This is a genomic window from Streptomyces sp. NPDC056479 (genome assembly GCF_042795335.1).
Classification (GTDB): Bacteria; Actinomycetota; Actinomycetes; order Streptomycetales; family Streptomycetaceae; genus Streptomyces.
Window position 1 is genome coordinate 520,897 of the sequence record NZ_JBHTRZ010000004.1, and the last position, 12,509, is coordinate 533,405.

Here is a 12,509-nt window from a genome sequence, read left to right on the forward strand (position 1 = left end):
CCCCTAGGTGGGCAAACTGGGCGGCGTTTTCGCGGGCCGCTCCTCCAGTACCTCCAACGCGATCCGGATCGCCTCGTCCAGCTGGGCGTCCCGGCCCGCCGCCCAGTCCTGCGGCCGCTGGACCACCTCCACGTCCGGGTCGACGCCGTGGTTCTCCACGTCCCAGCCGTACCCCTCCAGCCAGATGGCGTACTTCGGCTGGGTGATGAGCGTGCCGTCGACCAGGTGGTAGCGGCTGTCGATGCCGATCACGCCGCCCCAGGTCCGCGTGCCCACCACCGGTCCGAGCCCCAGCGCCTTGATCGCCGCGTTGACGATGTCCCCGTCCGACCCGGAGAACTCGTCCGCCACCGCCACCACGGGCCCGCGCGGAGCGTCCTGCGGGTAGCTGTACGGCCGCATTCCGCGCGGCAGTTCCCAGCCGACGATCTTTCGCGCCAGCTTCTCCACGACCAGCTGGGAGGTGTGCCCGCCGCCGTTCTCGCGGACGTCCACGACGAGTCCCTCCCGCGCCACCTCGACCCGCAGGTCACGGTGGATCTGGGCCCACCCCGGCGCCTGCATGTCCGGGACGTGGAGATAGCCGAGCCGCCCGCCGGACTTCTCATGGACGTACGCCCGCCGGTCCGCCACCCACGCGTGGTAGCGCAACGGCTGCTCGTCGGCGATCGGCACCACGACCGCGTGCCGTGCCTCACCGCCCCCGGCCGGCGAGATCGTCAGCTCGATCGCCTTGCCCGCCGTACCGACGAGCAGCGGGCCGGGCCCGGCCACCGGATCCACCGGCACCCCGGCCACCGCCACGATCGCGTCCCCGGCCCGCACCGCGACCCCGGGCGCGGCCAGCGGCGCCCGTGCCTCGGGGTCGGAGGTCTCCGACGGCAGGATCCGGTCGATACGCCAACTGCCGTCCGCGTGGCGGGAGATGTCGGCGCCGAGCAGCCCCTGCCGGGCCCCGCCGCCGTAGCCGCCGCGCCCGGCGACATAGGCGTGCGAGGTGCCCAGCTCGCCCTGCACCTCCCACAGCAGGTCGATCAGGTCGTCGTGGGTCGCCACCCGGTCGAGCAGGGGGCGGTAGCGGTCCAGTACGCCCGCCCAGTCCACGCCGCTCATGTCCGGCCGCCAGAAGTGGTCCCGCATGATGCGGCCGGCCTCGTCGAACATCTGCCGCCACTCGGCGGCCGGGTCGATCGTCTGCCGTACGCGGGTCAGGTCCACGGTGATGTTCGAGTCGCTGTCGTCGTCGCCGGAGGCCCGCCGGTCGCTGGGTACGACCTTGAGCCTGCCGTCGGTCCACAGCAGCACCCGTTTGCCGTCGCCGCTGACCTCGAAGTCGTCGGCGTCGTCGGCGAGATGCTCGACGCGCCGCTGGGCGAGGTCGTAGCGCTCCAGCTCGGTCTTGGGCTCGGGGTCCTCGGGCGTGGCCCGGGAGGCGCCGAGCGCGCCGCGCACGGGGTGCCGCAGCCACAGCACGCCGTCCTTCGCGGCCCGCAGATGCGTGTAGCGGGCGGCCTCGACCGGGAACGGCACGATCCGGTCGGCGAGCCCTTCGAGGTCGATGCGGGTGGTCGGGGTGCCCTCGCTGTCGGGCGTCTCGTCCTTGTCCGGCGCGTCGAAGGGGCGGCCGTGACGCTGCGGTCCGAAGGGGGACGGGGTGGTCGCGGCGAGGGTGATCAGGTGCGGGCGCGAGCCGACCACGAAGGCGAGGTCGAAGACGTGCTCGTCGTAGACCGGGTCGAAGGCCCGGGTCGACAGGAACACCAGGTGCTTGCCGTCCTGCGTGAACGCGGGCGCGTAATCCTGGAAGCGCAGCGGGGTCGCCTCGGAGACCGAGAGGTCGGTGGTGTTGGCGAGCTTGAGCTGGCTCAGCGGGCGCGGGCCGGGGTGCGACCAGGCCAGCCAGGCCGAGTCGGGCGAGAAGACCAGCCCGGACACATCGCCGTCGGCGCTGCGGTCGACCTCGCGCACCTCGCCGCTCTCCCGCTCGACGAACAGCACCCGTCCGTCGTGCGCGGCGACCGCCGCCCGGCTCCCGTCGGGCGCCATGGCGAGCTCCAGCACCCGGCCGAGCTGCCCGGCGGCCAGCCTGCGCGGGGTGGCCCCGGGCGCGAGGCCGGTCGCGGGGGCGAACTCCAGGGCGTCGTCGCCCTCCGCGTCCGTCACCCACACCACCCACTCCTCGCCCTCCGCGCGGAAGGTGCGCGGCAGCCGGGCCCGTACGCCGGGCTCGGCGGCGAGCGCACGGGCGGGACCGGACCGGTGGGTGACCCAGTGCACGGCGCCCCGGACGGCGACCGCGCTGCCGCGCGCGGTGTGGTCGGGCGCGGCCTCGCCGAACGCGCGGGCGGCGCTCAGCGAGTACGGCTGGCGGTCGGTGCGCTGCCCGCCGAGCCGGATGTCGAGCCGGCGCGGCTCGGCGCCGTCGAGGTCGTCGAGGAGCCACAGCTCACCGGCGGAGGCGTGGACGACACGGGTGCCGTCGCTCGCGGCGTGCCGGGCGTAGAAGCCGTCGAGCGGGGTGTGCCGTCGTAGATCGTTCCCGTCGGCAAGGGAGGAGTAGAGGGCCCCGACGCCCTCGTGGTCGGAGAGGAAGGCGACCCGCTCCCCCACCCACAAGGGGTCTTCGAGGTTCCCGTCCAGCTCCTCGTGCAGCCGTACGAACTGCCCGTCGCCTGCCCGGTCGATCCACAACTTGCCCGCGGTACCGCCCCGGTAGCGCTTCCAGCGGGCCGCCTCCAGGCCCATGGGCGCGGAGGCGAGCACCAGATGCGGCCCGTGGACGACGTCACCGACGGGGCCGTGGGGCAGGACGGTGGCCGGGCCGCCGTCGAGCGGGACCGTGTGGGCCCAGGTGCGGCGGCTGCCCGCCTGGCCCCGGGTGCTGATCGCGAGGATCTGCCCGTCCGGGGTCCAGCCGCGTACCCGGGTCTGCCAACTACCCCAATGTGTAAGGCGCTTGGAGGGGCCGCCGTCGACCGGCGCGATGTGCACCTCGGAGGCGCCGTCCCGGGTCGAGGTCCAGGCGACGGTCGTACCGTCGGGCGAGATGCGCGGCCGGGTGACCGGCACATTGTCGGCGCTGACCCGCCAGGCCCGGCCGCCGTCGAGCGGGGCGAGCCATACGTCGTCCTCGGCGGTGAAGGCGACCAGGTCGCCGTGCAGATGCGGATACCGCAGATACGAGGGCGCGGGGTGTGCGGCCAAGGAGTGTGCGGCCGGATCCGGAACTGACGTCGCGGGCTGTGTCACCCGATCACCCTAAGCAAGGGCGGCGTGCGCGAACAGACCTTTGGATCACTTGGCTCACTTCCCCGAACTCCGGCGGGGGACGTGGTCACTTGCCCTCCGGCCAGCAGTTCGGGTGCTCCTTGCAGTAGACGGTCTTGGTGACGGTCACCGTGACGGTGGGACCGGGCTGCTGACCGTCGCCGGGCGGATTGACCGGCGAGGGCGTGGCGTCGCAGTTGCCCAGCCCGTTCACATGGAACCACTCCTTGCCGTCGATCTTGGCGACGAGGTCCCCGCGCACACAGGAGCCGCTGACGGCCCGGGTGATCCGCCCGGTGACCGTGATGTCCTTGCCGTCTCGGGTCTCCCCCTCGCAGTCGACCTTGACCACGGTGTTCTCGCTGGGCGTCGCCGAACTCTTCTCACCGGCGCCGTCGTACGAGCCGGTGCAGTTGAGCCACTGCACATCGGCCTTCTGCCGCTCCAGCTCCGCGGTCACGGTCTGATCGGTCGTGAAGGCCACGGTCGCGGTGTTCAGCCCACCCGGATCACAGCCGGCCACCCCACCGACGGCGACCGCCACGATCCCCGCGGCACCCGCCACCCGGGCCCCACGCGGCCGACGCCCCGCACGACCCCGAACCCTGCTGAAAGCCCCCATGGAGAGGCAGCCTGCCACTGTCCCCGCCGACGCGGTAGAGCGCATACGGCCACTCCCTGCTCACTCCTTCGCCGCCCGGCGCCGTAGCGTCCCGGCACAAGCACCGGGACGGTGACGTCTGCCGGGAGGTGCTGCATCTGTACCGGGGCGGCGCCCATACGCGGATCGCCTTCCGGGCGGGCGAGGCGGATTCGGGCCGGTATGCCGTCGAGGGCCACTGGTACTCGGGGTGCGTCGCCGACGGACGCGGACTGCTGCCGGGCGAGGGCGGGTTGGACGGCTGGGAACTATTCGGGCCGGTCGTCGGGGCCGTCGATCTCAGCCGCGCAGCAGCAGCCACTCCTGTAGCTCCACCAGGTTGCCCTCCGGGTCCTTGAGGTGGGCGACGCGCATGCGGTCGGTCATCGCGGCGGGGCCGTGCAGCAGGGTCGCGCCGCGGGAGGTGATCTGGGCGCAGTAGCCGTCCAGGTCGTCCACGCGCAGCACCACCAGGGAGCGGTGGCCGGTGGCCGTGTCGCCGAGTTCGCCCAGGACCTCGGCCATCATCCCCCGGTCCTGGAGGGCGATGCCCGCCGAGCCGGTGATGGGGCTGAACTTCTCGTACGGCCCGTTCGTCGCGCCCGACTGCGGCTTGAGGTCGAGGACTTCGGCGTAGAAGCGGTAGCAGGCGGCGAAGTCGCCGACCAGCAGCCGCACTTGGGCGAGTTCCACGACGGACGTCCCTCCCGGGGTCAGGACCAGCGGCCGGTGCGGCCGAGCAGCAGTGCCGTCGCCGCGGTTCCGGCGGTGGAGGTCCGCAGGACGGTACGGCCCAGACGGTACGCCTTCGCCCCCGCCTGCTCGAAGAGGGCCAACTCCTCGGGAGCCACACCGCCTTCGGGTCCGACGACGAGTACGATCTCGCCCTCGGCGGGCAGTTCGGCCGTCGCGAGCGGCTCGCTGCCGTAGTCGCGGTCCTCGTGGAGTACGGCGGCGAAGTCGGCCCCGGCGAGAAGCGCCGCGACCTGCTTGGTCGTCGCCGCGTCCGCGACCTCGGGGAAGCGCACCCGGCGCGACTGCTTGCCGGCCTCGCGCGCGGTGGCCCGCCACTTGCCGAGGGCCTTGGCGCCCCGCTCGCCCTTCCACTGCGTGATGCACCGGACGGCCGCCCACGGCACGATCGCGTCGACACCGGTCTCGGTCATGGTCTCGACGGCCAGCTCACCGCGGTCGCCCTTGGGCAGCGCCTGGACCACGGTGATCCGGGGCCGCTCCGGCGGTTCCTCGGCCACCGCGCCCAGGTCCACCACCAGCCGGTCCTTGCCCTCGGCCGCCTTGACCACACCCTCGGCCCAGCGCCCGTGCCCGTCGGTGAGGACGACCTCCTCGCCGGCCCGCAGCCGCTTCACCGAGACCGCGTGCCGGCCCTCGGGCCCGTCGAGCACGTACTCGCTTCCGGCCGGCGCGGCCCGCTCCAGCGACTCGACGACGAACACCGCCGCGGTCATCGGGCGGCACCGCCCCGGGGGAACGCCGACAACGCTGTCGACGCGGCGTCCAATTCGGCGGCCAGGACCTCCACGAGCTGCCCGGCGGGCAGTTCGCGGGCCATCCGGTGCCCCTGCCCCGCCCACAGGGCCATGCCCTGCGGGTCGCCTGAGGTGGCGGCCTTCTTGCGCAGCGGCGAGGTGAGGTGGTGGATCTCGGGGTAGGCGGCGGGGGCGTAGGGCCCGTGCTCGCGCATGAAGCGGTTGACGAGGCCGCGCGCGGGACGTCCGGAGAAGGCGCGCGTCAGCTCGGTCCGGACGAACAGGGGGTTGGTCAGCGCCTGCTTGTGCAGGGCGTTGGCGCCGGACTCCGGGGTGGCGAGGAACGCGGTGCCGAGCTGTGCGGCACTGGCGCCGGCCGCGAGGGCGGAGGCGATCTGGCTGCCGCGCATGATGCCGCCGGCGGCGACGAGGGGGAGGCCGACCGTCTCGCGCACCTGGGCGATGAGCGACAGCAGTCCGATGCCGGCGCCGTCGGCCTCGGGATTGTCGCGATGGGTGCCCTGGTGGCCGCCGGCCTCGACGCCCTGCACGATCACCGCGTCGGCGCCGGCCCGCTCCACGGCGAGGGCCTCGTCCGGCGTGGTGGCGGTGACCAGGGTGAGGGTGCCGGCCCGGCGCAGGGACTCCAGTACGTCACCGCTGGGCACGCCGAAGTGGAAGGAGACGACGGGCACCGGGTTGTCGAGCAGCACGGCAAGCTTGGCGTCGTAGCCGTCGTCCCGCCCGCTGTCGCGGTCCCCCAGCTCGACCTCGTACCAGGCGGCCTCACCGGCCAGCTGATGTGCGTAGACGTCCACGGCCGAGGCGTCGGCGTACTCCGGCTGCGGCATGAACAGGTTGACGCCGAAGGGCCGCTGGGTCAGCCCTCGCAGCTGCTTGATCTCCTGGTACATCCCGTCGGCGGTTTTGTACCCGGCGGCGAGAAACCCGAGCCCGCCGGCCTCGGACACGGCAGCGGCGAGCTGCGGCACGGAGACGCCGCCCGCCATGGGGGCCTGCACGATCGGACGCGGGAAGAGATCGGTCAGCGCGGAGGACATGACGGCATGTTGTCACGTCCTCCGAACAAGTCCGAATCGGGCCGGTCCCTTGGCACAGGCCAACTGTGGTGGGCCCGTCCGGCGTTTGAACGGCGGGCACACCGCCGACGGTCAGCGGCCGTTGAACGCGTCCTTCAGCCGCGAGAACAGCCCCTGCTGCCCCGGCTGGAACTGCCCCTGCGGCCGCTCCTCACCCCGCAGCTTGGCCAGCTCCCGCAGCAACCGCTCCTGCTCGGGGTCCAGCTTGGTCGGGGTCTGCACCTCGACGTGCACGATGAGGTCGCCGCGCCCGCCGCCGCGCAGATGTGTCACGCCGCGCCCGTGCAGCGGGATCGACTGGCCGGACTGGGTGCCGGGCCGGATGTCGACCTCCTCCAGTCCGTCCAGCGTCTCCAGCGGCACCTTCGTGCCGAGGCACGCCGCCGTCATCGGGATCGTCACCGTGCAGTGCAGGTCGTCGCCGCGCCGCTGGAAGGTCGAGTGCGGCAGCTCGTGGATCTCGACGTACAGGTCACCGGCGGGACCGCCACCGGGCCCGACCTCGCCCTCGCCGGCGAGCTGGATCCGCGTGCCGTTGTCGACACCGGCCGGGATCTTGACCGTCAGGGTGCGCCGGGACCGTACGCGGCCGTCGCCCGCGCACTCGGGGCACGGCGTGGGAACCACCGTCCCGAATCCCTGGCACTGCGGGCAGGGGCGGGACGTCATGACCTGGCCCAGGAAGGACCGGGTCACCTGCGACACCTCACCGCGGCCGCGGCACATGTCACACGTCTGGGCGGAGGTGCCGGGTGCGGCCCCTTCACCGTTACAGGTGTTGCAGACGATGGCCGTGTCGACCTGGATGTCCTTCGTCGTACCGAAGGCCGCCTCGTCGAGCTCGACCTCCAGCCGGATCATCGCGTCCTGGCCGCGCCGGGTGCGCGAGCGCGGACCGCGCTGGGACGCCGTACCGAAGAACGCGTCCATGATGTCCGAGAAGTTCCCGAAGCCGCCCGCGCCGAAGCCGCCGGCGCCCGCGCCGCCCGCCTGGGACAGCGGGTCGCCGCCGAGGTCGTAGACCTGCTTCTTCTGCGGGTCCGACAGCACCTCGTAAGCGGCGTTGATCTCCTTGAACCGCTCCTGGGTCTTCGGATCCGGGTTGACGTCCGGGTGCAGCTCGCGGGCGAGCCGCCGGAAGGCCTTCTTGATCTCTTCCTGCGACGCGTCGCGACGCACGCCGAGCACGGCGTAGTAGTCGGTGGCCACTTACGACTCCGCCAGGATCTGTCCGACGTAACGTGCCACTGCGCGTACCGCTCCCATCGTTCCCGGGTAATCCATGCGGGTCGGTCCGACCACGCCGAGCTTGGCGACTGCCTCGCCGCCCGAACCGTAGCCCACCGAGACCACGGAAGTGGAGTTGAGTCCCTCATAGGCGTTCTCGTGCCCGATCCGCACGGTCATGCCCGAATCCCCGGCCTCGCCAAGCAACTTGAGGAGCACGACCTGCTCCTCCAGCGCCTCGAGGACCGGACGGATGGTGAGGGGGAAGTCATGTCCGAAGCGGGTGAGATTGGCGGTGCCGCCGATCATCAGCCGCTCCTCGTTCTCCTCGACGAGCGTCTCCAGGAGGGTGGAGAGCACGGTCGAGACGGTGCCGCGGTCCTCGATGTCGAAGGCCTCGGCGAGGTCCTCGACGAGCCTGGGCACATCGCTGAAGCGCCGGCCCGCGACCTTGCTGTTGAGCCGCGCGCGCAGATCCGCGAGCGAGGTCTCGCCGAAGGGCGCCGGGCAGTCGATCATGCGCTGCTCGACCCGGCCGGTGTCCGTGATCAGGACGAGCATCAGGCGCGCGGGGGCGAGCGAGAGCAGCTCGACATGCCGGACGGTGGACCGGGTCAGGGACGGGTACTGCACGACGGCGACCTGCCGGGTGAGCTGCGCGAGCAGCCGTACGGTGCGCGCCACGACGTCGTCGAGGTCGACGGCGCCGTCCAGGAAGTTCTGGATGGCGCGCCGCTCGGGCGGGGTCATCGGCTTGACGCCGGCGAGCTTGTCGACGAACAGCCGGTAGCCCTTGTCGGTCGGGATGCGCCCGGCGCTGGTGTGCGGCTGGGCGATGAAGCCCTCGTCCTCCAGGGCCGCCATGTCGTTGCGCACGGTGGCCGGGGAGACGCCGAGGTTGTGCCGCTCGGTCAGGGCCTTCGACCCGACCGGCTCCTCGGTCCCGACATAGTCCTGGACGATGGCGCGCAGCACCTGGAGCCTGCGTTCACTCAGCATCTCGCGCACACCTCCAGAAGTCGTGCCCCTTGGCGCCTTTCCTGGCACTCTGTCCGTCCGAGTGCCAGCCGTCCCCGGCCAAGTGTACGGCGGTGGGGTACGCCCCGGGCAAGGCCGGGCCAGGTCCGCCGTGCTCGGGGACGGTGTCTTGGCTAGCGTCGCCGGGGAGGTCGGGGTGTGTCCACGCGTCGTTCGGTGCGTGCTCTCGGTGCGGCGAGAGTGCGTGCCGGGCGGCGTGGGGACGTGCCCCGAAATCCCTGGTGTCGCTTAGCGTCGCCGTATGACGGTGACTTGGGAAGAGCTGGGGTGGGAGCGGCTGGCTTCGGGGGTCGGTCGGTGCCGGCTTCCGGTGTGGGACTGCACGGCGGGGCTGGTCGTGGGGGACGGCACCGCGTTGATCGTCGACGCCGGGTCGAGCCTCGCGGAGGGCGCGCGGTTGCGGACGCAGGCGCAGTGGCTCGCTGGTCACCGTGTGACTCATCTCGCGCTGACCCATCCCCACTTCGATCACGTCTTCGGGGCGGCCGCGTTCGCGGGCGCGGAGGTCTACGGCCCGGTGGGCATGGACACGGTGTTCGACGGGCGGCACGCGCGCGAGGAGCTGCGTGCGGACGCGGTCCGCAACGGCCTGGACGCGGCCGCGGCGGAGGAGGCCGTGGACGCGCTGATCCGCCCCCACCACCAGGTGAGCGGCGAGTGGACCCTCGACCTGGGCGGCGGCCGCCAGGTCCTGCTGGCGAACGTGGGCCCCGCGCACACGGCCCACGACCTGGTCGTGCTCGTGCCGGGCGAGGTCTCCGGTGACCGCGAGGTGGTCTTCTGCGGTGATCTGGTGGAGGAGTCCGGTGACCCCCAGGCCGGCCCCGACGCCGTACCGTCCCACTGGCCGGCCGCCCTGGACCGCCTGCTGGACCTGGGCGGCGCGGACGCGCTGTACGTGCCCGGTCACGGAGCGGTGGTGGACGCGGAGTTCGTACGGCGGCAGCGGGACGCCCTGGCCGCTCGCTTCGGCGTGTCGCCCTGATCGGAGGACGTGCGGGACGCGCTTCTCCTATCGTCATCCGAATGCGCCAGTACTCTCCGGACCTGACCCCGCCCTGGAAGAAGCCCCAGCCCGTCCCCGAGGTCCCGGCGGAGCCCGGCCTGGTGGTCGAGGAGCCCGGCACGGGGTTCTGCGGCGCGGTGATCCGCTGCGAGGCGGGCACGGTGACGCTGGAGGACCGCTTCGGCAAGCACCGGGTGTTCCCGCTGGAGCCGCGCGGGTTCCTGCTGGAGGGCAAGGCGGTGACGCTCGTCCGGCCGACGGGCGCGGCTCCGGTACGCCCCACTCGTACGGCATCCGGTTCGGTCGCCGTCCCCGGCGCACGCGCACGCGTGGCGCGCGCCGGCCGTATCTACGTGGAGGGCCGCCACGACGCCGAGCTGGTCGAGCGGGTGTGGGGCGACGACCTGCGCATCGAGGGCGTGGTGGTGGAGTACCTGGAGGGCGTCGACGATCTGCCGTCGATCGTGGCCGAATTCGCACCCGGTCCGGATGCGCGGCTGGGCGTCCTGGTGGACCACTTGGTGCCCGGCACGAAGGAGTGGCGCATCGCCGAGTCGGTGACGAGCGAGCACGCCCTGGTGGTGGGCCACCCGTACATCGACATCTGGGAGGCGGTGAAGCCGTCGTCCCTGGGCATCGAGGCGTGGCCGCGGGTCCCGCACGGGCAGGACTGGAAGACGGGCGTGTGCCGGGCGCTGGGGTGGCCGTCGGAGAACACCGGGGCGGTGTGGCAGGCGATTCTGCAGCGGGTGGGGTCCTACAAGGACCTGGAGCCGGAGTTGCTGGGGCGGGTGGAGGAACTGATCGACTTCGTCACGTCGTAGCGCCGAGCGGCGGCAGGGTGCCGAACCTGCTCGTGTCCAGATCGATGCCCAGCCATGGCAGCGGCACCGAATCGCCGAACTTACGGGTCCTCTTCGACAGATAGTCGGCCGAGCGTCCGCTTCCGGCCGGCTCCGACAGCACCAGGCACTTGGCCTTCGAATGGATCGATGATCAGGTACACGGGGACTCCACCGGCTGCGTAGAGCGACCGCTTCTCCACATAGTCCCGGTGAACGCTGGTCTTGGAGACGACCTCCACCAACATGGTCACGGAGCCTGCGAGTACGAGCCGTCCGGGGCCGTCATCGGCGCCGAGCTCCAGGACGACGAGGTCCGGTTGCGGCTCGCTGTCCTCACCGGGAAAGGCCACGTCCTGTGTCTGCAGCCGGTCCCATCCGCCCGGCGGGATCTGATCCTGCACTGCCTGCACGATGCGGTTGTGGACCTTGTCGGGTCCGGCCATCATCACGATTTCCCCGCGGATGAGCTCAGCCTTGAAGCCCTCGGGAACTTCGAGGTTCTCGAATGCCTCGTGCACCCGGCGATCATCCACAGTGGTCATCTCCGTGGCCCTCCACATCCGCCGCGTATGGCCGGCGGCAGCCTACGAACCAGATTAGGGAGCGAACCGACGTTCCGCACCGATTCGCTCGCCCGAGTGATCAGTCCACCAAGTCCCTGACCACCGCATCCGCCAGCAACCGCCCCCGCAGCGTCAGCACCGCACGTCCCTCGTCGTACGGCCCCCGCTCCAGCAGTCCGTCCGACAGCGCGCGGCGGGATGCCTGGAGGCCTGCCTCCCGCAGCAGCTCCAGCGGCGCCCCCTCCCGCAGCCGCAGCTCCAGCAGGATCCGCTCGACCCTCCTGTCCTCCTCCGTCAGGAGTTCACGGCCCGCTCCCGGTGACCGGCCCGCCGCCAGCGCCGCCGCATACGCCCCCGGATGCTTCACGTTCCACCAGCGCACCCCGCCCACGTGCGAGTGCGCTCCCGGACCCGCACCCCACCAGTCCGCGCCCCGCCAGTACAGCTCGTTGTGCAGGCAGCGGGCCGCCTCCGACGTGGCCCAGTTCGAGACCTCGTACCAGTCGAAGCCCGCCGCCGACATCACCTCGTCCGCGATCAGGTACCGGTCCGCGTGCACGTCGTCGTCCGTCATCGGGACCTCGCCCCGGCGGATCCGGCGGGCCAGTTGGGTGCCCTCCTCGACGATCAGGGCGTAGGCCGAGACATGGTCCGGCCCGGCGCCGATCGCCGCCTCCAGTGAGGCCCGCCAGTCGTCGTCCGACTCGCCGGGGGTGCCGTAGATCAGGTCCAGGTTCACGTGATCGAAGCCCGCCGCGCGGGCCTCCGCGACGCAGGCCTCGGGGCGGCCCGGGGTGTGGGTGCGGTCCAGGATCTTCAGTACGTGCTGCTTGGCGCTCTGCATGCCGAAGGAGATCCGGTTGAAGCCGCCCTCGCGGAGCGTGGCCAGATACGCCGGGTCCACCGACTCCGGGTTCGCCTCCGTCGTGATCTCCGCGTCCGGGGCGAGTCCGAATTCGTCACGGATCGCCCCCAGCATCCGTACGAGATCACCGGCGGCCAGCAGGGTGGGCGTACCGCCGCCGACGAAGACCGTGCGGACCTCGCGCGGGTCGTCGCCGAGGACCTTGCGGGCCAGGCGGACCTCGTCGACGAGGGTCTCGGCGTAGTTGTCGCGGGACGCCAGCACTCCACCCGTGCCGCGCAGCTCGGTCGCCGTGTAGGTGTTGAAGTCGCAGTAGCCGCAGCGGGTCGCGCAGTAGGGCACATGCAGGTAGAAGCCGAGGGGGCGGTCGGCCGCGGCGGTGAGCGCGTGCAGCGGCAGCGCGCCGTCGGCGGGGACGGGCTCGCCGTCGGGGAGTGCGGAGGGCATGGGTTCTATTGTCCCGTACCG

Annotated in this window: 10 protein-coding genes and 1 pseudogene; 2 read left to right on the top strand and 9 right to left on the bottom strand. The window is 72.2% G+C overall.

Going from position 1 to position 12,509, the window contains the following annotated elements; genetic code table 11:
• Positions 1–3: 3 nt before the first annotated feature.
• The 7 genes from ACFQ6S_RS18925 to hrcA form a co-directional block, all read right to left on the bottom strand.
• Entirely contained in the window at positions 4–3,204 is a 3,201-nt protein-coding gene (locus ACFQ6S_RS18925; protein ID WP_383411299.1) for a S41 family peptidase, read from the bottom strand.
• A 130-nt stretch (positions 3,205–3,334) separates the two neighbouring features.
• Positions 3,335–3,832: a hypothetical protein gene (locus ACFQ6S_RS18930; protein ID WP_383410564.1), complete on the bottom strand. Its 498-nt coding sequence runs from the start codon at positions 3,830–3,832 to the stop codon at positions 3,335–3,337.
• Between the two features lie 375 nt (positions 3,833–4,207).
• Positions 4,208–4,600, bottom strand: a complete 393-nt coding sequence (locus tag ACFQ6S_RS18935; RefSeq protein WP_383410567.1) for a VOC family protein — start codon at positions 4,598–4,600, stop codon at positions 4,208–4,210.
• Positions 4,601–4,620: 20 nt separating this feature from the next.
• The gene (locus tag ACFQ6S_RS18940) at positions 4,621–5,376 is read right to left on the bottom strand and encodes a 16S rRNA (uracil(1498)-N(3))-methyltransferase (RefSeq protein WP_383410569.1); all 756 of its coding nucleotides are present in this window, start codon (positions 5,374–5,376) and stop codon (positions 4,621–4,623) included.
• Positions 5,373–6,458, bottom strand: a complete 1,086-nt coding sequence (locus ACFQ6S_RS18945; RefSeq protein WP_383410571.1) for a nitronate monooxygenase — start codon at positions 6,456–6,458, stop codon at positions 5,373–5,375. The genes ACFQ6S_RS18940 and ACFQ6S_RS18945 overlap by 4 nt, the downstream gene beginning before the upstream one ends.
• A gap of 111 nt (positions 6,459–6,569) precedes the next feature.
• The gene (dnaJ, locus tag ACFQ6S_RS18950) at positions 6,570–7,706 is read right to left on the bottom strand and encodes a molecular chaperone DnaJ (RefSeq protein ID WP_383410574.1); all 1,137 of its coding nucleotides are present in this window, start codon (positions 7,704–7,706) and stop codon (positions 6,570–6,572) included.
• Positions 7,707–8,723, bottom strand: a complete 1,017-nt coding sequence (gene hrcA / locus ACFQ6S_RS18955) for a heat-inducible transcriptional repressor HrcA (RefSeq protein WP_383410577.1) — start codon at positions 8,721–8,723, stop codon at positions 7,707–7,709.
• 280 nt (positions 8,724–9,003) lie between these two features.
• Between hrcA and ACFQ6S_RS18960 the strand changes: the two genes are divergently transcribed.
• Positions 9,004–9,747, top strand: a complete 744-nt coding sequence (locus ACFQ6S_RS18960; RefSeq protein ID WP_383410580.1) for an MBL fold metallo-hydrolase — start codon at positions 9,004–9,006, stop codon at positions 9,745–9,747.
• 41 nt (positions 9,748–9,788) lie between these two features.
• Entirely contained in the window at positions 9,789–10,592 is an 804-nt protein-coding gene (locus ACFQ6S_RS18965; RefSeq protein ID WP_383410583.1) for a DUF3097 domain-containing protein, read from the top strand.
• On the opposite strand, the pseudogene ACFQ6S_RS18970 reads toward ACFQ6S_RS18965, so the two are convergent.
• Both ACFQ6S_RS18970 and hemW read right to left on the bottom strand, forming a co-directional pair.
• Positions 10,582–11,155: pseudogene (locus ACFQ6S_RS18970) on the bottom strand (Uma2 family endonuclease). The gene ACFQ6S_RS18965 and the pseudogene ACFQ6S_RS18970 sit on opposite strands and share 11 nt — an antisense overlap.
• 100 nt (positions 11,156–11,255) lie before the next feature.
• Positions 11,256–12,488 (bottom strand): radical SAM family heme chaperone HemW, encoded by a 1,233-nt coding sequence (gene hemW, locus ACFQ6S_RS18975; RefSeq protein WP_383410585.1) that lies wholly within the window; start codon positions 12,486–12,488, stop codon positions 11,256–11,258.
• Positions 12,489–12,509: the final 21 nt, after the last annotated feature.